The organism is Priestia koreensis (genome assembly GCF_001274935.1).
Taxonomy (GTDB): Bacteria; Bacillota; Bacilli; order Bacillales; family Bacillaceae_H; genus Bacillus_AG; species Bacillus_AG koreensis.
Map to the genome: position 1 here is coordinate 382,696 of NZ_LILC01000002.1, position 22,839 is coordinate 405,534.

A 22,839-nucleotide genomic window follows, 5' to 3' on the forward strand; every position below is an offset into this window, starting at 1 on the left:
AATTAATGTAAGTTGGTGTTTTTTTTAAGAAAGACCTGCCTAAATGATCGACAAATAATCACAGATTCGCTATTATTTTTTACATACTAAATTTTTGTAAAAACAATAGAAGGTGTAACTATGTTAAGTGAAACAGGCTTGGTATTAGAAGGTGGAGGCATGAGAGGTGTGTATACAGCGGGTGTGCTCGAATACTTTATGGAACAAAATTTATTTTTTCCATACGTTGTGGGTGTTTCAGCTGGAGCTTGTCACGCTACGTCCTATTTGTCACGTCAAAGGGGGCGAAATCGTCAAGTTAACATCGATTTTGTAAACGATCCTCGCTATTTGTCGTGGCGAAATTATTTGAAAACGCGCGAAATGTTTGGAATGAACTTTATTTTCAATGAAATTCCCACAAGCATTGTCCCGTTCGATTTTACGGCATTCCATAACCGTGAGGAGCGCTTTGTTGTGGGAACGACAGATTGTGTCACAGGGAAACCAGCTTACTTTGAGAACGTGACAGATGAGAACGTCCTAATGCTTGTAAGAGCATCCAGTTCGCTTCCATTTGTAGCTCCAATTGTTAACTTTGAGGACAAGCAGCTATTAGACGGTGGCATTAGCGATCCTATTCCCGTAAGAAAAGCGCAGCTGGATGGATTTGAGAAAAACGTCATTGTTCTAACGCGCAACAAAGGGTATCGAAAGAAAAAGTCAAGCATGATGTGGATGGCAAAACGTCCTTATCGTCAATATCAAGGGCTGCTTCAAGCAATGGAAAATCGTTATCAGTTGTACAATGAAACGATGGACTACATTGAGGAGCTTGAACGACAAGGAAAGCTATTCGTTATTCGCCCTACACAACCACTGTCAGTAGGACGAATGGAGCGTAATCCTGTGAAGCTTCAAACGCTTTATGAGCAAGGGTACGAAGAAGCGACCACTCAGTATGAATCCTTAATGAAATGGTTAAAAAACTAACCGTAAGCTTTGTCTGCATGTCAGGCAAAGCTTTTTTAAAAGAAGGAAACTTTTTTTGCCTCTCATACGTATCACATATAAGTGAAAACAGGAAGTGGAGGAACTAGCGTGGAAACGAAGCAACAGCTTGAGGAACAGTTAGCCGTTATTGAAAAGTGGGAGAAGGATCAAAAGGGACTATGGTTCTGGGAGCGAATTGGACGTCTTCCTTTTAAGCTTCTTGATAAAGTAACTCCAGCTTTTTTGCAGAAAAAAATAGGGGACCTATTAGATGAAGTGGGAAACTTTGTACAATCTGGTGGGCAATATCTCGTTCAGGAAAAGGCGACGCTAAGCAAGTTTAATGGGAAGAGTGCAAATGTGATTGAAACGATTGATGATGTTCGACGCCTGCCAATTCGCACGATGAACGAGGTTGGAGAAGAACTGAGAACAAACCGTTCGCGTATTGCAGGCATCCAAGGAGCAACAACGGGATTTGGTGGGATTTTTACGCTAGCCGTTGATATTCCAGTGCTATTAGGAATCTCGTTAAAGACCCTTCAAGAAATTGCGATCTCATATGGCTATAATCCAAAAGAGAAGGAAGAACGTATCTTTATCATTAAATGCCTTCAGTTTGCTTCTTCTGATTATGTAGGAAAACAAGCCATTTTAGACGAGCTAACGGTGTACGGTGAGCCTTTAAACAATCGGCAAATGATTTCACAGCTTCAAGGGTGGCGTGAAGTCATCTATACGTACCGGGATCAGTTCGGCTGGAAAAAGCTTTTTCAAATGATCCCGATTGCAGGGATGATTTTCGGTTCCCTCACGAATAAGGCGATGATGCAGGATGTAGCAGAAGCTGGTATAATGCTATATCAGAAGAGACGGATTTTAGAGCGTCTACATGACGATCAAGTTCCTGTATTCGATGATAGCGAGGTGTGAAAGATGGATGAGCAACAGGCAACAAAGATACTAGATCAGCTTCGAGACGGAGAAGTAGAAGAAATTCATATTAAAAAAGACGATTTTTTACTGTTTCGCCCTTTTCTCGTGACGAGACCCGACTTTAAACGCTTTCGAGGAATTGCACAGCGCGGTGGAGATGTCGTGTATCACTATTTAGATGTGGCTCGGAGCTAACGAGGATGGGCTTATGAAGCGAGAATAGTCCTTATTAAGGAAGAGAATGAGAAAATCGGCAAAATAAGTGTCAAACACTCATAAACATGATAAAGTGAAGAGAGAAGTTTTATTGGATGATGGCTTGTGCAAGTAGCGGCATATTATTAGTTGATAGTCTACATTCAGTATAAAGCTTACATTGGAGTATAGGAGGGAATGGCATGGATGAATTTAAAGGAAGTAAATCGCCCTTTTATTTTGCCGATTACATTTGGAAAGATAAAAGTGGGGAAACGACTTACGGGATGCTGTTAATTAAGCGCCCAGAAGAAGACGCCGAAGAAGACCTCCATTCATTGTTACAAGAAGCACATCTTCATCAGAAGAAAGTAGCCATTACGACTGTATATGACAATCGTGAGCAGTTATTAAATGGGTATGTGGTTCATATCTCAAAAGACGAAGATGTTTTCACTTTCATGGATGAGCAAGGCGCGAAACTCGTCATTGATTTTTATGATGTAGTGGAGATCAATATAGAAGATTAACGAAACAGAAGTAAGCTTTTCGCTTGCTTCTGTTTTTTGTTTTCCGATTAAATGTGAACCCCCTAAAAAAAGGTGTGGGAATAAACAGACTATTTAGTTATAGACTTTTTCTTACTATAATTTACATAAACTAGCTCAAATATTTCTGTTTATGTAACAAATGTAAAGTGAGGCAGGAAAGTGTAACGATTTTAATGGACTTAATATAAAAGTAACCATTTTATGCAGTGTAATCCGAAAATAGGTGTGTTAACGTATGTACATACCAATTTTTCAGGAGGAATATTTTTATGAAAAAAAATAGCATGAAAAAATGGGTTATTGCTTCTACAGCTACTTTCTCATTTTTAACAATCCAAGGAGTAGCTCAAGCAGACACACAACATAATGTACATGAGGGTGATACATTATGGTCGCTTGGACAGAAGTATGGGGTTTCAGTAGATAACATTAAAAATGTCAACCATCGTCAAAACGATACCATTTATATTGGGGAAACATTGTCCATTCCAAATGGTCAGCCTGTACAAAGCGGATCTTATACCGTAGCAGCTGGTGACACACTATGGTCTATTTCATCAAAACACGGCGTATCGGTAGACGCTGTGAAACAAGCAAACAACTTATCATCAGATATAATTTCAATTGGGCAAGCATTAACAATCCCAACTGGAGGACAGGCACCAGCACCACAGCCAGCACCAGCACAAGCACAGCCGGCACCAGCGCCACAGCCAGCACAAGCAAATGCGAATAACGAAGAAAAAGAATTACTAGCCCGTCTTGTAGAAGCTGAAGCAAAAGGAGAGCCACATGCTGGTAAGGTGGCAGTTGCGACTGTTGTCTTAAACCGTGTGGATTCATCGGATTTCCCTAACTCCATTTCTGAGGTTATCAATCAACCGGGTGCATTCTCACCGGTATCAAATGGAGCAATTAACCAACCGGCTTCGGATGATTCAAAACGTGCTGTAGATGAAGCATTCGCCAATAGAGGTGCTACACAAAATGGTGCATTATTCTTTTATAACCCACAAACAGCTCAAGACGAATGGATTAAATCTCGTCAAGTAACAGCTGTAATTGGGAATCATGTTTTTGCTAAATAAAAACATGTATTGATTCTTATTTTAATAGATAAAGCTTTCCCTACATATGAGTCATTGATTACTTATATGTTTTATGAAGCCTAACCCATATGAAAAGGTGAGTAACCTTTCCGAGAACCCCGCGTTTGAATGAGACGCGGGGTTTTTAGATGGAAAATTTTTGTCTAAATAGGGAGAGGTTTGAAAAAAAGTCTTGCTTTTTGAAATCGTTTACGGTAATAATATAAATAGAAAGTCATGTTGAATGTCTGCTTTGATTCTACTTCTTTTTTAGTCTTAATGTAAGCGATTACAGTTTTATGTGATTTTGCCATCATTCATAAAGTTGTTACGGATTGCTGTCGTGCTGGGGGAAATATTCACGGTATTTAAAAAAGGGGTTTATATACACGTGTTCAAAAGTAGAAGAAAGCGATTCAACATACATACGCAGTGCAACGGAAAAGGGGCCGTCGCACTGTTTTTTTTGTGCAAAAAAGAACAGAAGCTGCACTGCTTCTGTTCTTTCGGCTTAATGAACATTTATTTACTGAGATTTAGGCTTATGGTTTTGGAGCTCTTTTTGCCTGCTGACAATTTCACCAAGGTGCATCGTAGTGTGGATGTTTCCCATTAATCCTTTTGAACTTTTTCGGCGGTTCGCCGTGAACAGAACAACAGTAAGAGCAACAATAATTGCAAAAGCAGCTATAATCCAAGGAATCATGATTAAAATCTCCTCCTGGTATAAGAAATAATTAGTAAATAAATACCCGATCGATCAGGCGGTAAACGTTGGAAGTTGGACAAATACCTAGAAAAAATCATCAACTTGAGACATATGCCCATTCACTTTCCTCTTCTGTTTCATATGCTACAAAGTAACGTAATTCGAAATGCAGGAGGGAACACTATGCAAGATCCAACATTATTATATTCATTCGATGACACACGACGTCCTTTTGGGGGTTTTGGAGGATTTGGTAGACCAGGATTCGGCTTTGGTCGTCCGGGATTTGGTTTTGGCCGTCCGGGATTTGGCTTCGGTAGACCAGGATTTGGATTTGGATTTGGACTTCCATTTGTAGGTGGATTAGCGTTAGGTACGGCATTATCAGGACCAGGATATTACCCATACTATCCACCGTATCCACCATATTCACCATATCCGTATTATCCGTATTATTAAGCCGAATGAAGGCTATAGGGGGAGATTCCCCCTATACATATAAAGATCCTGTGCCTTGGCGCAGGATCTTTATTTTTTGTGCTTCAGTTGTTGATCGTTGTGTAAAATCCACTCTTTCGTTTCAGAGACGGACAGTGCTCTAGAGCCGAATTCTTCAATTAGGTTTTGAGCCGTTTTGTATTGCTCTCCATTGATAATTTGCGTGAGCTCTACTTGAAGCTGATGCTGAATCTCAGCATCCTCTCCGTCTATAAATAGCTGAATTGCCGACCAAAAATCGTCCTGGTCTAGGCTCAACGTACAGTAGGATGTCAAAAAGTATTGAAATTCCTTATACATTTTAATCGCCTCGCTTTGCTACAGGATACGATGTAATAATCTTATATTTTCGTTCACTCGTTGGATCTTTTGCTAATACAGTGAGTGTATTATGTAACTCATTATGTACACGCATATCCGATCGAAGCACCGATTTCCCAACGGCAAAGGAGTGAGAAGTTTGAAGTACAAGGCGATCACGATTTGATTGAAGCCAGTTCTCAATGTCCTTTTCATGTACCTTCAACGCTTCTTCTACTGCTTTTGTAGCAGTATCTTTATCAGAATAAGAACTTGCTGCTGTCACGTGTTCTCGCTGTACGCGATCTGTTAATTCCTGATCTGATTTCCCAACGTGTTTTTCGAGCGTATGGCCGTTTTTGGGTGGGCCTTCCATTTCATCAAGAATGTTGCTTTCCTTCTTTTCTGAAGACGTAGGATGTGGTTGCTCGCTGCTGAGATTACACCCAGAAAGGGCAAAAACCGCTATGAGCAAAATCATCCATATCATGTATAGCTTTTTCATTTCTTCACCTCGTAAATTAGTATACAGAAAAATAAATCCACTCACAAAAATTTTGGTAAGAAGGGAAAACAGGTGGCAATCACCCTTGCAAGGCTGTTAATTTCTGATATAATAACTGACGGTGGCTTTTGCCATTGGGTGGGAGAGGGAATTTTGTAGAGAAGGAAATACTTTGAAAGCAATAGCAGAAAGAATTTTTAAGCTGAACGAACATCACACGACGTTGGGAAAAGAAAGCATTGCAGGTGTGGTCGCTTTTTTATCCATCATCTACATCGTCGCGATCAACGCAACCATTTTGTCTGATGCAGGCATTCCGTTTGAAGCAGGCGTCTTTGCAACGGTTATGACATCCTTTATTGGCTGTTTGTTAATGGCCTTTTGGGCAAATGCTCCGATTATTTTAGTTCCCGGGATGGGAATTAATGCACTATTTACGTATACAATGGTGCAATCAATGGGGTTGTCTTGGCAAGAAGCGCTTTGTGCGGTATTTGTATCAGGAGTTTTATTTGTCTTGTTGGCATTTTCACGAGTTTCAACAGTGCTTGTAAAATCCATTCCTCATTCATTAAAGGAAGCAATTACGGTTGGCGTCGGTTTGTTTTTAACGTTTATCGGACTTCAAAAAGGTGGAATTGTGAAACCAAGTGAGACGACGTTTGTTGCTCTTGGAGATTTAAGCAGTCCAGCGGTACTTGCGACGTTAATTACGCTTGCGATTACAGTGGTGTTGTTCATTCGAAACGTGCAAGGAAATTTCTTAATTAGTATGGCGATTGGTAGTTTGTTAGCCTGGCTTCTTGGAGTTGTACCCGCAGCAAGTGAAGCTCCTGTTCAAAACGGAGCAACGTTTTTTGACAGCTTTGCGGTTCTATCATTTAGTGGAGTAGCAAAGATCTCCTTTTGGGCTGCTGTCTTTTCCATGACGATGGTATTAATTTTTGAAAATATCGGTCTTATTCACGGTCATTTACAGATGACGGGAAGAGAAGACAAGTTTTCAAAAGCGTTTCAAGCGAATGCGGTATCCTCTATGCTATGTGGCATTTTTGGAACGAGTCCAACTGTTTCAACGGTTGAGAGTGCGACAGGAATAGCTTCTGGGGGACGCACAGGATTTACGTCCTTTATTACAGGAACGTTATTTTTAGTGTCGTTACTATTTATCCCGATTCTTAAACTTGTGCCAAACAGCGCCATTGCACCTATTTTAATTGTCATTGGTGGATTAATGATTCAAAATATCAAAAACATTAATCTTCAGGATTTGACAGAAGGATTTCCGGCCTTTTTAATTATTGCCTTAATTCCGCTTACGTATAGTATTGCAGATGGTATTGCATTCGGATTTATTGCGTATCCACTGTTAAAAGTGTCGCTCGGCCGAATTAAAGATGTATCTATCGCAATGTATATTATAGCGTTTTTATTTCTATTGAATTTTGTTTTGCATTATATGTCATAGTGTGTGATATAAAAAAAAGCGTCTCCTACGAATATCGTAGAGACGCTTTTTTCAATGCCGTCAGTTCTGTGAATGAGATGATTCAGAAGGGAACGGTTCAGTAGGAGTCGCAGAACGAGCAGGTTCTTTCGGGTGGCTTTCTTTTTTTCGAATGTTGAAATCAGGAAGCATGGCCATAAACAGAATAGCCCCAAAAAAGATCAAGAAGAAGGTCCAAACAGGCATATCGATCATTCTCCTTTCTAGTAATAGTATACGAATCTGCTAGATTAAAAGTTTCGTTTATTTGCAAAATAAGCTTGTACATGTTTTATAAAACCATTTTTTTACATTTAACTCAGTTTAAGCTTCTACGAAAATAAAAAGTGAATATGAATAAAAAGACCTATGAAGAATGGGGAGTTAAAATGGGTATCCGAATGATTAAAATATCTGCTGTTTATTTTGCTATCGGAATGATTTTAGGTTATTACATGTCCATTGTTCATCAATACGCGTTGACTCCTGTACATGTCCACATTAACCTTCTCGGCTGGACATCTTTGACGTTAGCTGGACTACTTTATCATCTCTTTCCCGACATTTCTAGAAATATGCTCACAAAGATTCACGTATGGCTTCACAACATTGGTTTGCCAATCATGATGATTGGACTAACATTGACTCTCGTAATGAACACTCAAACGTTTATTCCAATAGTGGCTGCAGGCGCTACATTAGTGGCGATTGGTGTACTCGTGTTTGTTTATAACGTAGTGAAGAACTTGAAATAGTTCGTTTCTTTTTTGATTGAAATTAAATTAAAGGAATTTGACCAGCAGTCACGAATATAACTAATAATACCAATCGTCATGAAAAGAGGAGGATGGAATATGGAAGAACGTGATCAGTTGCTGCGTGTTCGCGAGCTAGCCAATGAAATTTTACGTCTTAAGGTGCAAGATCGTACAACTTACGATGAGTTAGAGCTACGAAATAATGTGGAATTATTAGCACGTTCCGTAGTCGATTTGACGACGTTGCATCTAAACGAAGATGTCGATCCACCTACATCCTTGCGAGCAACAGTCTCTAAGCTTAAAATGGCGTGTAACAATATGGGGAACTACAAAAAGACTGAAATTATATAGGTAAAGAAAAGCTGACGTTTTTTGAAACGTCAGCTCTTTTTGTTATGCGTTGGGATTCATTTTGCTTTCTTCACGATTTTGGCGTAAGACAATTTCTACTGCCTCACTTACAGAATCTACCACATAGTTTGCTTCTTGTTTCACTTCGTCATACGCCTCGCTCATTGCAAAACTATTCGGCGTTAAGCGGAACATGGGGATATCATTGAAGTTATCTCCCACACAAGCAATTTCGTCTGGCTGAAGATCCAGGTGGTCAAGCAATACCGCAATGGCATTTCCTTTGCTGATATGCTTGGGCATAATATCTAAACAGCTTTTAGCTGAGATATATGTGTCAATGTCATCACCAAACATGTCATTAAGCTTTTTTTGTAACTCTAGGACCTGTTCGTGATCACCAAGCACCGTAATTTTTGAAGGATTTAGTGAAGTTGAGAAATCTTCTCGCATCGTAGGATTTTCCTGAATAGGAAAAAACATCACTTTTTCAATTTCTTTGACAACATCAGACATTTCTTCTACGAAATTCGTGTTATCCGAGCATACAAGCGTAATTTTATCAGGCATTTTAGTGAGTGAATAGAGCTTAGAGGCAAGCTCATGATCAAACGTTTTTTCGTGAAGAGATTGATCATCATGTGTGAGTACAAATGCACCATTCTGACTGACACGATGAACGTCACCTTCTAGCGATTCACTAACTTTTACAATTTCATTATCCATACGGCCTGATGCTAAGCAAATCTCCACTCCGCTTTCTTTTAACTGTTGCAGAGCATCAATTTCTTTTTGCTCCACTTTTTTATCATGATTCAAAAGCGTACCGTCTAAATCACTTACAAATAATTTAATCATTATGTTTACTCTCCTTTGCTGTAAATAGGGGGAACGTACGTAAAATAACAGCGAGCTTTTATAGAAATGTAATAGGAGCTCAAACCTTCATGCTAGCAATTATAAGGAATTGAATGTAAATGTGCAATTTAATCAACTTTCCAAACATAGGTGCATTCATTAAGTCACTTTTGTACTCCGATGAATACACTTGTAGTACTGAACAAAATTTTCACATAATCTTTCAGAGGTGAGCAACTCAAATGAAGGAAATAACGATCATGAAAAGATATGTGTGGTTAGTGGGTAGTGTTTTTTTACTACTTCCTCTTTTGTTTTTTCATTCTACCTCTGCTTTATTTACCAAACAAATGAATGATCCAAACAATACCTTTCAAACCGGCACGTTGAACATGGCTATTTCTCCGAGTGCAGTATTTAACATTAGTAATATGGTCCCCGGTGATTTTGCGACAAAAACAGTAACTGTACAAAATACAGGCAGTGTCGACTTTACGTACGTAGTAGGAGCGATTAATACTGGAAACACGAATTTATGGACAGATAAAACATACGGTCTTCAAGTTGAAATAAAAAAAGGTGTGACAACGTACTATTCAGGTCCGGTGTCTGATGTGAGTGCGAATCCAGCTTCGCCACTTTCGCTTTCTGTTGGGCAAAATGATGTCTTAACGATCAAAGTGACGCTGCCGACTTTAGCAGATAATACCTTTCAGACGCTGACAGAAGTGATTACGTTCACGTTCCAGGCTACTCAGCTACCTGGTCAAGATCGATCCTAGGAGGGGATGAGGTGAAGCAGGCATTTAGCGTTACGTTTTTAATCATCTCGCTTCTTACGTTTGTACTGTTTTGTTTCTTTTATACAGCTGGCTGGCGTTTTAGTACAGTGACCACGGGAAGCATGGAGCCAACGGTTGAGCAAGGGTCAGTAGTGGTGACAAAGCCACTGCAAATTTCAACGACGATTGTAGATCAGATCATTCTATTTCATTCAAAAAACCATCAGGCCAACATTTTGCATCGTGTTAAAAACGAGCAAATTGCAAAAGACGGAACGCTTGTGTTTACAACAAAAGGGGACGCAAACATAGTAACGGATCGGGTAGTTGTTTATCCGAATGAAGTAAAGGGGATCTACGCTTTTCACGTCCCTTATATTGGGTATTTAGCTGATTTTATTCAAAAACAACTTCTATGGGTAATTATTCTATTTTTCATCCTACTTCTCATTTGTATAAAAAAAAATCGCTTTTTTAAGCATTTTGATCGTAGTGGTCATGTCGCTCCTGGTTATTTCGGGACCTGTATACGCACTCTTCCAAAAGGGGAGGACGGACGTGGCAACGTTCTCTACGGGATCAGGCTTTTTCTTTTACTATTTATTAAACAGCACGAATGCCATGCAGCCCAACAATTCGGCTACACCGATATCAACAGGACAAAATCAGACGCTCAAAGTAAACATCGGTATTTTATCAAGTTTGCTTGATTCAGGCCGAACAATTGCTAATATCTTCACGATTACAAATAAAACCAATCAGACGCTAAATGTGCAGATAACGATTGAAAACACGTCTCGCCCGGCTCTTGCGCTTGTAGGTATTGATTATATTTTAGGAATTAGCAACCAAACAATCGCTCCCAACACAACAAAAAGTGTGAGCGTAACGGCTCAGTTTTTACCTCTTTTAAAAATAGGAGGGAGATATACGGGAAATATTGTTTTGAAAGACGTAGTGAATAATTTGGAGTACCGTGTTCCGGTAGAAGTGGTTATTTTACTCATTTGAACAGCCGGTCAAAAGACCGGCTGTTTAAATTATAATACGTTAAAATATCGCGCCTCTGGGTGAGCAAACACAAGAGCTGTGACAGAAGCTTCTGGTTCCATCATGAACCCTTCTGTTAGACGAATACCAATCTCCTCAGGATGCAGCAGACGAAAGAGTTTTTCCTGGTCCTCTAAATCTGGACAAGCTGGGTAGCCGAATGAGAAGCGCTGCCCCTGATATTTTGCTGAAAATCGTTCGTCCATTGTAAAGTCAGGAGAATCAGGGAACCCCCATTGATCACGGACCTGTTGGTGAACACGTTCAGCCAGTCCTTCAGCCGTTTCAAGTGCTAACGCTTGTAAGGCATGGCTTTTTAGAAAATCACCTCTATCTTTATATTCCTGTGCTAAAGAACGAATGCCAGTACCCGCTGTAACAGCTAAGAAGCAGACATAATCCATTTGATTAGAGTCCACAGACTTTACGTAATCAGCGAGGCAAAGATAAGGCGCCTTTTCCTGACGCGGAAACGTGAATGTTTCAATGATTTTCGCATGATCGTTCGGATCATAAATCAGAACATCGTTTCCCCGTGATTGTGCCGGGAAAAATTGATACAGAGCAGAAGGCTTAATAAGCTGTTCGGATTTAGCTTTTATGAACAGCTCGTCGACAACTTCCTTGATCTTTAACGTACGCTCATCTTTTTCTTGAAGTAGTCGTTTAATTTTCCCTTTAATTCCGAGATGATGTCCAAGCAGCATTTGCTGATTGATATAAGGCTCTACGTGAGAGAGGTCGTAATGTTTAATTACATGGCGATCCGTATCGTGTGGAACGAACACCGGTACGTCTGTTGAAATCGCTGATCGCTCCAATACAGCAGTTGCGGAACGTTCTTGCTTTTGGCTTTGAAGGAGAGCTGTGTTTGCGACCGATTTTTCCTGACGTTCTTTAATCTCGAGAATGAACTGCTGACTTTCCTGTTTATTTTGAAGGCGGTTTGCAATCGCAAGTCCGTCCATTGCATCTTTTGCATACAAGACGACTCCGTTATATTCAGGCGCAATCTTATTATCCGTGAACTTTCTTGACAGTGCGGCACCTCCTACTAAAATAGGCAGCTTGATTTCCGACTGTGTTAAGTCCTGTGCGGTTAAGACCATTTGCTGTGCGGACTTCACAAGTAGTCCAGAAAGTCCAATCATGTCCGGTTTTTCTTTTTGGACAGCATAAATTAAGTCTTGTGGCGTTACTTTAATACCAAGATCCACAACCTTAAATCCATTGTTACTCAATATAATATCGACTAAGTTTTTGCCGATGTCGTGAACATCTCCCTTAACGGTCGCGAGAAGCACTTTTCCTTTTCCATTGTCATCTTCTTTTTTCTCCATGTGTGGTTCTAAAAAAGCAACGGATGCCTTCATTACCTCTGCGCTTTGTAGCACTTCTGCGACGATTAACTGATTATCATTAAAAAGGCGACCAACTTCTGACATCCCGTTCATAAGGGGACCATTAATAATGTCGAGCGGATCGTCGTATTTAGCAAGCGCTTCTTCTAAGTCAGGTAACAATCCTTCTTTTGTTCCTTCTACAACGTAGCTCGCTAAGCGTTCTTCAAGTGACATGTTGGTGAGCTCAACCTTTGTGGTCTGCTTTTTGTCACGATAAAAATTGGTGAACACGTCAAGCGTTTGATCGTTTGTTTGGAAAAGAAGGTCATCGGCTAGCTTGATTTCATCTTCCGAAATGGACGCATAGCGCTCTAGTTTTTCCGTATTGACAATCGCATAATCAAGTCCTGCCTGTGTACAGTGATACAAGTAGACGGCGTTCAAAATTTCACGACCAACGGGAGGAAGTCCAAAAGAAACATTACTGATTCCGAGAATCGTTAAGCACTGCGGAAGCTCTTTTTTGATTAACTCAATGCCACGAATGGTTGCTTCAGCTGATCCGATATACTGCTCATCCCCTGTGCCGACAGGAAACACGAGCGGATCAAAAATAATATCGGTTGGCTCTAGTCCATATTTATTAACTAGTAGATCGTAGGAGCGCTTGGCGATTTCAACCTTTCGTTCTGCCGTAACGGCCATGCCGACCTCATCAATCGTTCCGACAACAAGCGCTGCGCCAAATTTTTTGACGAGGGGAAGGATTGCTTCAAATCGCTCTTCACCGTCTTCTAAATTAATTGAGTTGATGATCACCTTTCCCTGCGAATACGTAAGAGCTTTTTCGATTACTTTTTCATCCGTTGAGTCGATCACGAGCGGGACTTTGACTTTCTTGACGACTTCTTTGATAAAGTTCTCCATGTCTTCTAATTCATCCCGATCAGGATCGGCTAGGCAAATATCAATAACGTGTGCACCGTTTTTTACTTGAGCACGCGCTACTTCAGACGCTTCTTCAATTTTTCCTTCTGCGATCAGACGCTTAAATTTACGAGAACCGATTACATTTGTACGCTCACCAACGAAAAGAGGGCGCATCGAGTCATCATAAATAAGGGGCTCAATACCCGAAACGGCATGGGAATGAGAGGGACGCTCTAACGTTCTAGGTTCAATATCGTGTACGGCACGAGCAATCGCTTCAATATGGTCAGGAGTCGTCCCGCAACAGCCGCCTACGATGTTTAGCCATCCCTTTTCAGCAAATCCTCGAAGCTTGGTCGCGAGAAGCTCGGGAGATTCGTGGTAGCGCCCTTCTTCATCAGGAAGTCCAGCATTTGGGTAACAGCTCACAGCGGTTGTTGCAAGCTCTGACAGCGAACGAATATGATCGGTCATAAATTCGGGACCAGTCGCACAGTTTAGCCCAACTGAAAGTGGCTTCATATGCTCCAATGATAAGTAAAATGACTCAATGTCTTGACCAGCAAGCGTTGTTCCCATCGGTTCAATCGTTCCAGAAATCATAAGTGGGACTTTTTGTCCGGTAATTTCAAAGGCCTTGGAAATTCCTAAAAAGGCTGCTTTTACATTCAGCATATCTTGAGACGTTTCTAAAAGAAGAAGATCCACTCCGCCGTCAAGTAGACCTCGCGTTTGTTCCTCATAAGAATGAGTCAACTCTTCAAACGTTGTCCCGCCCGTGACGGATAATGTTTTGGTTGTCGGCCCCATTGAACCTGCCACAAAGCGTGGCCATTCAGAAGTTGAGTATGTTTCGCATGCTTCTTTTGCGAGTTTGGCTGATACGACATTAAGCTCGTAGGCAAGGTGACCGAGCTCATATTCATCAAGCACTAAAGACGTGGCGCCGAATGTATTCGTCTCAATAATATCGGCACCAGCTTCTAAATAGGTTTCGTGAATGCTCCGAATCACGGAAGGAGCGGTCAACGACAGGTATTCGTTGCACCCGTCATATTCTTCTCCACCAAAGTCTTGAGCTGTCAAGTCGGCTGCTTGAATCATCGTCCCCATCGCGCCGTCAATAATTAAAATTTTCTTTTTGAGTTGCGCATCAATCGTCGTCATTTACATCTTCCTTTCTGTGGTTACTGGTTGTTTTTGATGGATATACGACGTTAGCTGGGCCGTCATCTCATAGCGCATAAATGGTGTGATTAGGTAAATCCCGTTAAAGAGCTCGTAGGCTGTATCGATTAAATCCTTTGCAATTGCAAGACCTTCTGCTTCGCCTTGGCTACGGTCATCACCAGCGTACTCCATCGCTGCTAAAATCTCGTCTGAAAGCTTAATGCCTGGCACCTCATGATGGATGAATCGGGCATTTTTCGCACTCGTAAGCGGCATGATCCCAATGTAAATGGGAGCCTTTAGGTGCCTTGTTGCTTCATACACATCTAGTATTTGTTTCTTCGAATATAATGGCTGCGTAATAAAATAATGGGCGCCGCAGTCGATTTTCTTTTCTAAGCGCTGCACGGCACGATCCAGGTGACGAACGTTTGGATTAAAAGCAGCCGCAATAGAAAAATTCGTCTTTTGTCCGAGTGGCTTTCCGGAGTAAGACATACCTTCATTGAACTGTTGGATCAAACTAATTAAATCAAACGATGATAAGTCGTAGACGGACGTGGCTCCTGGGAAATCGCCAATCTTTGAAGGATCACCTGTAACCGCAAGCACTTGATTAATACCTAATGTATGAAGTCCCATCAAGTGAGATTGTAGCCCAATTAAGTTTCGGTCTCGACACGTAATGTGAACAAGTGGCCGCGCTTTAATATCGCTTTGCAACAGCGTCGCCATCGCCAAGTTGCTAATGCGAGGGGAGGCGAGAGAATTATCTGCAAGCGTAATGGCATCTACCCCAACATCTTTTAACGCCTGAGCACCTCGTAAAAACTCACTGGCTCCAAGCTTTTTCGGTGGATCTAATTCAACGATAACCGAGCGTCTTTCCTGCACAAGATTATGAAGGTGCGGCTCAACCGGTTCGCCGTGGTCCTCAATAATAATCAATGGGCGCTTTTTGACGAGCTTTTCTGTAACGGGTGGAAGCCCTTTGACCGCTGATGCGATGGCTTCAATATGAGCAGGAGTTGTCCCGCAGCATCCGCCTATCAAACGAACACCTTGCTCACGAAATGCTTTAGCGGTCTGGTAAAAATAATCTTCGTCTGTTTCATATACCAGTCTACCGTCCTGATAATCTGGTAAGCTTGCATTTGGATAAGCCGACAGAAAGGCTTTTTCGGGAAGATCGACTTCTGTTAACGATTCAATCATATGATAGGGGCCTAGGCGGCAGTTAAGACCAACAAGATCAGCTCCGAGACTTTCTAACTGTTTAAAAGCGTCATTAAGATGAGTGCCGTCCTGAAGTACTCCAACTTCGTGAAGAGAAGCGTGTGTAATAATAGGTAAATTCGTTTCTTTGCGAGCAATCTCAAGAACCGTTTTTAGTTCTTCAAAGTCATAGTAGGTTTCAAAAAGAAGTCCATCAATGTCTCCTTGAAGAAGCCAAAAGAGCTGCTCTCTGACACTCCGTTTAATTTCATCAATTGTCAGGACACTCTTTCGGAAGGAGCGGATGCCACCAATAGTGCCAACAACATATTTGTCACCAGCTGCTTTGCGTGCAAGCTTGGTAGCGGCAACGTTAATATCTTTCACGGATTCTTCTAATCCGTAGCGTGCAAGCTTCTGATAATTTGCACCATACGTATTCGTCTGAATAACGTCTGATCCCGCTTGAATATACGCTTCATGAATTCGCTGAATTTCTTCACTTTTCGTTACATTGAGTTCTTCAAAACAGCTATCTACTCCATGCGCATAGAGCAGAGTACCTGTTGCGCCGTCTCCGATTAGTATTTTATTTTGTAAATCTGTTAATAATCCCAAAAAAATGGCCTCCTTAAATGAATGGAAGAAAGAGATACATAGAAGGCTATTGGTAAAAAAGAAAAAAGCCTTCTATGGTAGAAGACTTTTAAATCGCCTTCTCATCTTCCAAGCAATACTTGCTTAGCTGGATTTAGCACCGTGTCCACGACGACTGGTTGCTGAGGTTTCGTAGGGCCAGTCCCTCCACCTCTCTTGATAAGAATCTGGTATTTATTTTTAAAATGATTAGTACTAATTTATCTGATTTTTATAAATAATACAACACTTATTGGGAAACTTTTTAATGTAAGCGTTATCTTACGAAGAGGAGCGATTCAGGGCTTAAATAGAGAGAACAATTTACATATATTATGAGGATAGCCTCGAATCGAAAAGAGTTATGCTACATTATATTAATTGTGTAAATAGTTGATAATTTTTTGTAAAATATGTTTTCTTTTGTCGAGTTTTGTTTTAGAATGGAATTGTTCGGACTTTTACAAAAGTTATAGTGGGGGGAACCATTTTGAAGAAAACGAAAAAACGATTTGCGGCAGGTACAGCGTTAGCCTTAGGATTAATCATTCCTCAAGTAGCACCAACACTTACATATGCAGACGTTGTGAATGAAAACGTCGTAAAATTACGTATTCTTGAAACTTCAGATATCCATACAAATCTAGTAAACTACGATTATTTCCAAGATAAAAAGACAGAAAAGTTCGGTCTTTCTAAAACAGCGGGCTTAATTCAAGCGGCGCGTACAGAAAACCCAAATACGCTATTGTTCGATAATGGTGACATTTTACAAGGAACACCGTTAAGTGATTACGTAGCAAAAAACATTTTTCCGACTTACAAGGACAAAAAAGAAGAATTTGTAAATCCGGTCTTTAAAGTGCTTAACTTATTAAAGTATGACGGAGCAACCGCTGGAAATCATGAGTTTAACTACGGACTTGATTTCTTAAACAATAGCATTGATGATGCAAACTTCGCGTATGTGAATGCAAACGTATATCACGATGACAATGCAGATGGAAAGCCTGAACTTGATCATCCGTACTTTAAGCAATATGAAATTTTAGATCGTGAAGTGACTGATCAAAACGGTAACAAGCACACGGTAAAAGTCGGTGTAACAGGATTTGTTCCGCCAGATATTATGAATTGGGATAGCGCGAATCTAAAAGGAAAAGTAGCAGTAACAGATATCGTAGAATCAGCTAAAAAAATTGTTCCTGAAATGAAAAAAGCTGGTGCGGATGTTGTCGTTGTTCTTTCCCACTCAGGTATCAGCACAGATCCATACACAGAGAACATGGAAAATGCCTCTTACTATGTCACGCAAGTTCCTGGCGTAGACGTTGTCTTAACAGGGCATCAGCATAAAAAATTCCCGGCGCTTCCTGGGACAGCAGCAGACTACAAAGATAGCGCAGAGCTAAAAATCGATAACGCAAAAGGAACGATTAACGGAATTCCTGTCACAATGCCAAGTTCAACGGGTGACGTGTTAGGACAAGTTGATTTAACACTTGAGCAAGTAGACGGCAAGTGGAAAGTAAAAGACAGTCAATCGGCGTTAAAACCGGTAGCAGATGCAAAAGGGACGTCTCTTGTAGAGTCTGACAAAGCTGTTGAAGATGCTGTAAAAGATGAGCATGAAGCAACAATTAAATATGTAAATCAGGCAGTAGGTAAGACAACAGCGCCAATTAACAGCTATTTCGCTCTTGTAAAAGATGATCCGTCTGTCCAAATCGTAAACCAAGCGCAAAAGTGGTATATGGAAAAGAAGTTAGCAACAACGGAATATAAAAATCTTCCTGTACTGTCATCTGCAGCACCGTTTAAAGCGGGTGCACGTGGTGGAGCTGGCTATTACACAGACATCAAAGCTGGAGATTTAGCGATTAAAAACGTAGCAGATTTATACGTATATCCAAATACGGTATATGCGCTTAAATTAACAGGTAAGGAAATTAAAGAGTGGTTAGAGTGGTCAGCAGGACAGTTCAACCAAGTGGATCCATCTAAAACAGAAGAACAATCTCTTGTTAATTTGGATTTCCCTACTTACAACTTTGATATTATTGATGGAATTAAGTATCAAATCGACGTGACACAGCCATATCGCTACAAAGATTACACAGTAGCTGATGAAAATGCACATCGTATTAAAAACGTTGAGTATGACGGAAAACCACTTAAGGACGATCAGGAATTTGTTGTTGTAACGAACAACTATCGTGCAAGCACAAACCAAGTGATTAACCCAGGTGGGAAAAATACGATTTTGGCGTCTCCGGACGAAAACCGTCAAGTAATCATTGACTATATTCGTGAAAATGATGAAATCAATCCAACAGCAGACAACAACTGGACGTTTGCACCGGTAAACAAAGATGTGAATGTGACGTTTGAATCTTCTCCTAAAGCGCAAGAGTACCTTGCTGAAAAAGGACCAATTAGCTATGTTGGAGAAAGTGCAAACAGCTTCGCAAAATATCAGCTTACATTACCAAAACAAGCGACACAGCCTGAAACACCAAAACAAAAGTTCAAAGATGTGGCTGAAGATCACTGGGCATATAAATACATTCAAGAGTTAACGGACAAAGGTGTGCTAAAAGGCGTATCGACAGACATGTTCAATCCGAATGCGGCGATTACACGCGGTCAGTTCGTTTCCATTATTGCGCGCTCATTAGATTTAGAAGCGAAAAAATCTTCTGTATTTAAAGACGTGTCGGCAAATTCAGCTCTTGGTGCGGACATTCAAGCAGCGTACGAAGCTGGAATTGCAGTGGGGACAACGAAAACACGCTTCGAGCCGTCTAAGCCAATCACACGTGCTCAAATGGCTGTTCTTGTGATGCGAGCGTATGATTACAAAACAGGAAAAACGTACAAAGCAGAGAAGCACGCTCCATACCTAGATACTGAGAAACTAGGAGACTGGGCAGTACCTTCGATTGATGCGGCGTACGAGCTAGGCTTTATGACAGGTGCGACTGAGAAATCATTCAAGCCACAAGATCCTGCTAAGCGTGATCAAGCAGCACGCGTGTTATATCAACTTATTCAAAAGTTCTAATTCGCTAACGAATACCTCTAGGTCTCTTTTGACCTAGGGGTATTTTCATGTCACAAACCAGACTGTTCATCTTTCAAATTCATTGTACTTTTTTTAGCAATACTCTTCCTCCATGCTATAATTTCTATTTTTCATCGTATTCGGCGTATTTTATTGGACGTGCTCATATAGTGTAAAAAGGGGCTTCATGGATGGAGGGGAAAAGCTTGAATAGAAAGTGGAAGCTTACGCTGCAGGTAGCAGCTACATATATCGGAACGGTAGTAGGAGCTGGGTTTGCGACTGGAAAAGAGATTGTCCAATTTTTTACGCAGTACGGCGTACTTGGTATGCTCGGTATTTTAGTGAGTGGTCTCCTTTTTATATGGTTGGGTGCCAGAATGATGATCATTGCACAAAATATTGGAGCATCGTCTTATCAAGAACTTAACGATCACCTATTTGGTAAAACGATTGGAAAAGGAATTAATTTCTTTATGATTTTGGTTTTAATTGGAATGACGTCAATTATGCTTGCAAGTACAGGAGCGATCGCAAAAGAGCACCTTGGCATCTGGCCACAGGCTGGAATGCTCATCACAATGATTGCTGTATATTTGCTTATTTTAAGAGGAGTACAAGGGCTTTTACTAGTCAATTCACTTGTTGTCCCGGCAATGCTCACGTTCTCTCTTATTGTAATTTGGCCGTACCTCCGTGAATTTACGATGTTCAAGCAAGATATATTTGAAAATACGAGTCATACGCGCTGGTTCGTAAGCGCCATTTTATATGCAGCTTTTAACTTAGCTGGGGCGCAGGCAGCGTTGGTGCCTCTTAGCACAGAAATTAAGGACAAGAGTGTAGTGAAGTGGGGAGCAATAATCGGGGGAATTGGACTCACGTTTATGATGTTTACGACTCATTTTGTGATTTCTCATTTTCCGCATGCGTTTCAGGCAGAGATTCCAATGGGGCAGGTGGTCAAGTCATCAAGCATATGGCTTGGATGGTTATTTTTACTCGTCGTTTACGGCGAGATTTTCACTACGCTCATTGCGAACGTTTTTGGTATGGCACGACAGGCGAAAGGGGTACTTCGAATTTCTGAGAAACAGTGCGTAGGTTTTGTGCTTATTCTCTGTTTTGTAATTGGCCAAATTGGGTACGGACGCCTGCTAAGCATACTTTATCCTATCTTTGGTTACGTGGGACTCGGCTTTTTAATGATGCTGGCCTTTCATAAAAATAAAATAATAAGCAAATGATTATGACAAAAGGATGTTTCTTTGCTATACTAATTACAACATGAAGTAATAAAACACTTCATAAACAAACAACTTTATAACGTTATCCTTCGGGGTCGGGTGAAAGTCCCAACCGGCGGTGATGAGATTATGAATCTCTAAGCCCGTGACCCGTTTTTGTGTTTTACATTAGCGGTGGATCTAGTTAAAATCTAGAGCCGACAGTATAGTCTGGATGGGAGAAGGATCAGAGTGCAGCGAAATGTTGTACCAGTAGGCAATTTTCTGACAGAGAAAATGTTTTTTGGTATACGCTTTTTACCTATGTTTTTTAGCTGAGGTAAAAGGTTTATTTAGCTGTAGTTGATAGTACATATCTATCGATACACTGATATAGTCTCCACAACCCCTTAGGTTTTCTAAGGGGTTTTTTTATATTCACCAAAGAGGAGGCAGTCACTTTGAGTAACCAGCAGTTTATGAAACTTGCCATCGAGATGGCTCGAACGACGCTCGGTCAGACATCCCCTAATCCGGTTGTGGGAGCTGTGGTGGTTCAAGAGGGGCAAGTGGTGGGCATGGGTGCACATCTAAAAGCAGGTCAGCCACATGCTGAAGTATATGCATTAGAGATGGCGGGGGAAAAGGCAGAGGGTGCAACGCTTTACGTAACGCTTGAACCTTGTGCGCATCATGGTAAGACGCCTCCTTGCGCTGATCTTGTCATTCATCGTGGCATCAAGAAAGTATTTATTGCTTCTACAGATCCGAATCCACTTGTCGCTGGAAAAGGAATTAAGCGGATGAAGGACGCTGGAATTGAGGTAGAGGTCGGTCTGCTGAGGGAAGAAGCTGATGAGTTAAATCAGGTGTTTTTTCACTACGTGTCAACAGGTCTTCCGTATGTGACACTTAAAACAGCTACCAGTCTTGATGGGAAAACGGCTACGGTCACGCGAGAAAGTAAGTGGATTACAGGGGAAGAAGCGCGTGCCGACGTTCATCAGTTGCGTCACACTCATGATGGGATCTTAGTTGGTGTGGAAACAGTTTTAATCGATAATCCTAGTTTAACGACCCGTTTACAAGGAGAAGGGAAAAATCCCATTCGGATCATTTTAGATACGCATTTGCGAACTCCTCTAGATGCCAACGTAGTGATCGATCGTAAAGCACCTACGTGGATTATTAGCGGAAAAGGTGCGAATGCTAAAAAGATTCAGGAACTGGAAAAGCAAGGTGTACTTCTACTACAACTACCATCTGATGAGCTAGCTCTCTCTTCTGTGCTTTCGTTACTCGGAGAAAGAGGGATTACATCGATTCTTGTTGAAGGTGGTGCAACTGTACACGGAAGCTTTTTGAAAAGCAGACTTTTTCACCAAGTGATTGTCTATATAGCGCCAAAGCTGATCGGTGGAAAAGAAGCCCTCACTTCATTTAATGGCGAAGGGTTTCGATCAATGAGCGAGGTCGAACAGCTTGAATTTAAAAGTGTCGAAATGTTCGGACGAGACATTAAAATCGTAGCAGTACCGAAAGAGAGTGACAGCTAATGTTTACAGGCATTATTGAAGAAATAGGGACAATTGATCGCATTCAAACAGGAAAAGAGGCGATTACCTTTGGGATTAAAGCGAAGCATATTTTAGCCGACGTCCACTTAGGGGATAGCATTTCTGTTAATGGAGTGTGTTTAACGGTTACAGACTTCACAAGAGATCGGTTTTCGGTTGATGTGATGCCAGAAACCATCAAAGCAACTACGCTACAGCACCTTAAACAAGGATCGTCTGTTAACTTAGAACGAGCCATGGCGGCAAATGGTCGATTTGGTGGTCATTTTGTTAGTGGGCATGTGGATGGAACGGGTGTTATTCGTAATAAAACCGCTAGAGGGAATGCTGTTTATTACGAAATTGCCACCTCTACAGAACTGATTGATACGATGATTTTAAAAGGTTCAGTTTCGGTTGATGGGACAAGTTTAACGATTTTTGGATTAGCAAAAGATTCCTTTACAATTTCTCTTATCCCTCATACAACGGACCACACCGTTCTCGGATCAAAGGGAAAAGGTGAAATGGTAAACGTAGAATGTGACATGTTGGGGAAATATATAAAAAAAATGATGCAGCCAAAAGAAGAACAACCAAAATCCACCTCTACAATGCAAAATCTGTTAAGAGACAGTGGATTTATGAACTAGAAAG

General features: G+C 41.0%; 23 protein-coding genes and 2 riboswitches. Of the genes, 16 read left to right on the forward strand and 7 right to left on the reverse strand.

Annotation, left to right across the window (positions count from 1 at the left end; all coding sequences use genetic code 11):
- The first annotated feature begins 120 nt into the window (after positions 1-120).
- The 5 genes from AMD01_RS01845 (at position 121) to AMD01_RS01865 (ending at position 3,742) form a co-directional block, all read left to right on the forward strand.
- Complete coding sequence (locus AMD01_RS01845; RefSeq protein ID WP_053399679.1) at positions 121-972, forward strand: patatin-like phospholipase family protein; 852 nt, start codon at positions 121-123, stop codon at positions 970-972.
- Between the two features lie 108 nt (positions 973-1,080).
- Positions 1,081-1,905, forward strand: coding sequence for an EcsC family protein (locus AMD01_RS01850; RefSeq protein ID WP_053399680.1), 825 nt, complete (start codon positions 1,081-1,083; stop codon positions 1,903-1,905).
- Positions 1,906-1,908: 3 nt separating this feature from the next.
- Positions 1,909-2,103 (forward strand): hypothetical protein, encoded by a 195-nt coding sequence (locus tag AMD01_RS01855; protein ID WP_053399681.1) that lies wholly within the window; start codon positions 1,909-1,911, stop codon positions 2,101-2,103.
- Positions 2,104-2,306: 203 nt separating this feature from the next.
- The gene (locus AMD01_RS01860) at positions 2,307-2,633 is read left to right on the forward strand and encodes a hypothetical protein (protein ID WP_053399682.1); all 327 of its coding nucleotides are present in this window, start codon (positions 2,307-2,309) and stop codon (positions 2,631-2,633) included.
- 290 nt (positions 2,634-2,923) lie between these two features.
- On the forward strand, positions 2,924-3,742 hold the full coding sequence (locus AMD01_RS01865) for a cell wall hydrolase (RefSeq protein WP_053399683.1): 819 nt from the start codon (positions 2,924-2,926) through the stop codon (positions 3,740-3,742).
- A gap of 526 nt (positions 3,743-4,268) precedes the next feature.
- Here the strand turns inward: AMD01_RS01865 and AMD01_RS01870 are convergent.
- Positions 4,269-4,448, reverse strand: a complete 180-nt coding sequence (locus AMD01_RS01870; protein WP_053399684.1) for a hypothetical protein — start codon at positions 4,446-4,448, stop codon at positions 4,269-4,271.
- Positions 4,449-4,634: 186 nt separating this feature from the next.
- On the opposite strand from AMD01_RS01870, the gene AMD01_RS01875 reads away from it, so the two are divergent.
- A complete protein-coding gene (locus tag AMD01_RS01875; RefSeq protein WP_053399685.1) occupies positions 4,635-4,910 on the forward strand; it encodes a hypothetical protein in 276 nt (91 codons plus the stop codon).
- Between the two features lie 69 nt (positions 4,911-4,979).
- On the opposite strand, the gene AMD01_RS01880 is transcribed toward AMD01_RS01875, so the two are convergent.
- Together AMD01_RS01880 and AMD01_RS01885 are read right to left on the reverse strand one after the other, a co-directional pair.
- Positions 4,980-5,249 (reverse strand): hypothetical protein, encoded by a 270-nt coding sequence (locus AMD01_RS01880; RefSeq protein WP_053399686.1) that lies wholly within the window; start codon positions 5,247-5,249, stop codon positions 4,980-4,982.
- 1 nt (position 5,250) lies between these two features.
- On the reverse strand, positions 5,251-5,754 hold the full coding sequence (locus tag AMD01_RS01885) for an RNase A-like domain-containing lipoprotein (RefSeq protein ID WP_053399687.1): 504 nt from the start codon (positions 5,752-5,754) through the stop codon (positions 5,251-5,253).
- A gap of 172 nt (positions 5,755-5,926) precedes the next feature.
- On the opposite strand from AMD01_RS01885, the gene AMD01_RS01890 reads away from it, so the two are divergent.
- Positions 5,927-7,222, forward strand: coding sequence for an NCS2 family permease (locus AMD01_RS01890; RefSeq protein ID WP_053399688.1), 1,296 nt, complete (start codon positions 5,927-5,929; stop codon positions 7,220-7,222).
- A gap of 60 nt (positions 7,223-7,282) precedes the next feature.
- On the opposite strand, the gene AMD01_RS23830 is transcribed toward AMD01_RS01890, so the two are convergent.
- Complete coding sequence (locus AMD01_RS23830) at positions 7,283-7,447, reverse strand: hypothetical protein (RefSeq protein WP_157052577.1); 165 nt, start codon at positions 7,445-7,447, stop codon at positions 7,283-7,285.
- Between the two features lie 182 nt (positions 7,448-7,629).
- Between AMD01_RS23830 and AMD01_RS01895 the strand changes: the two genes are divergently transcribed.
- Positions 7,630-7,995: a cytochrome-c oxidase gene (locus tag AMD01_RS01895; RefSeq protein WP_053399689.1), complete on the forward strand. Its 366-nt coding sequence runs from the start codon at positions 7,630-7,632 to the stop codon at positions 7,993-7,995.
- Between the two features lie 99 nt (positions 7,996-8,094).
- A complete protein-coding gene (locus AMD01_RS01900) occupies positions 8,095-8,352 on the forward strand; it encodes a hypothetical protein (protein WP_053399690.1) in 258 nt (85 codons plus the stop codon).
- Positions 8,353-8,394: 42 nt separating this feature from the next.
- Here AMD01_RS01900 and AMD01_RS01905 read toward each other — a convergent pair whose 3' ends face one another.
- Positions 8,395-9,210 carry an HAD family hydrolase gene (locus AMD01_RS01905; protein ID WP_053399691.1) on the reverse strand — a complete coding sequence of 272 codons (816 nt, stop codon included), beginning with the start codon at positions 9,208-9,210 and terminating at the stop codon, positions 8,395-8,397.
- Between the two features lie 260 nt (positions 9,211-9,470).
- Here AMD01_RS01905 and AMD01_RS01910 point away from each other — a divergent pair, with 260 nt between their 5' ends.
- The 3 genes from AMD01_RS01910 to AMD01_RS01920 are packed head-to-tail and all read left to right on the forward strand — an operon-like array spanning position 9,471 to position 11,003.
- Entirely contained in the window at positions 9,471-9,992 is a 522-nt protein-coding gene (locus AMD01_RS01910) for a TasA family protein (RefSeq protein ID WP_169775918.1), read from the forward strand.
- A gap of 11 nt (positions 9,993-10,003) precedes the next feature.
- A complete protein-coding gene (locus tag AMD01_RS01915) occupies positions 10,004-10,702 on the forward strand; it encodes a signal peptidase I (RefSeq protein ID WP_053399693.1) in 699 nt (232 codons plus the stop codon).
- On the forward strand, positions 10,695-11,003 hold the full coding sequence (locus AMD01_RS01920) for a hypothetical protein (protein ID WP_053399694.1): 309 nt from the start codon (positions 10,695-10,697) through the stop codon (positions 11,001-11,003). The genes AMD01_RS01915 and AMD01_RS01920 overlap by 8 nt, the downstream gene beginning before the upstream one ends.
- A gap of 29 nt (positions 11,004-11,032) precedes the next feature.
- Here the strand turns inward: AMD01_RS01920 and metH are convergent, their stop codons facing one another.
- On the reverse strand, positions 11,033-14,482 hold the full coding sequence (gene metH / locus AMD01_RS01925; protein WP_053399695.1) for a methionine synthase: 3,450 nt from the start codon (positions 14,480-14,482) through the stop codon (positions 11,033-11,035).
- Positions 14,483-16,318, reverse strand: coding sequence for a bifunctional homocysteine S-methyltransferase/methylenetetrahydrofolate reductase (locus tag AMD01_RS01930; protein WP_053399696.1), 1,836 nt, complete (start codon positions 16,316-16,318; stop codon positions 14,483-14,485). It abuts the gene before it with no gap.
- A gap of 98 nt (positions 16,319-16,416) precedes the next feature.
- Positions 16,417-16,523, reverse strand: a riboswitch (SAM riboswitch).
- A gap of 303 nt (positions 16,524-16,826) precedes the next feature.
- Here AMD01_RS01930 and AMD01_RS01935 point away from each other — a divergent pair.
- From AMD01_RS01935 to ribE, 4 genes are all read left to right on the forward strand, one after another.
- Entirely contained in the window at positions 16,827-19,400 is a 2,574-nt protein-coding gene (locus AMD01_RS01935; RefSeq protein ID WP_083446378.1) for a bifunctional 2',3'-cyclic-nucleotide 2'-phosphodiesterase/3'-nucleotidase, read from the forward strand.
- A 206-nt stretch (positions 19,401-19,606) separates the two neighbouring features.
- Positions 19,607-20,647: a YkvI family membrane protein gene (locus AMD01_RS01940; RefSeq protein WP_245638863.1), complete on the forward strand. Its 1,041-nt coding sequence runs from the start codon at positions 19,607-19,609 to the stop codon at positions 20,645-20,647.
- Between the two features lie 81 nt (positions 20,648-20,728).
- Positions 20,729-20,877, forward strand: a riboswitch (FMN riboswitch).
- Between the two features lie 210 nt (positions 20,878-21,087).
- Entirely contained in the window at positions 21,088-22,182 is a 1,095-nt protein-coding gene (ribD, locus tag AMD01_RS01945) for a bifunctional diaminohydroxyphosphoribosylaminopyrimidine deaminase/5-amino-6-(5-phosphoribosylamino)uracil reductase RibD (RefSeq protein WP_425415100.1), read from the forward strand.
- Positions 22,182-22,835, forward strand: a complete 654-nt coding sequence (ribE, locus tag AMD01_RS01950) for a riboflavin synthase (protein ID WP_053399698.1) — start codon at positions 22,182-22,184, stop codon at positions 22,833-22,835. The genes ribD and ribE overlap by 1 nt, the downstream gene beginning before the upstream one ends.
- Positions 22,836-22,839 lie beyond the last annotated feature (4 nt).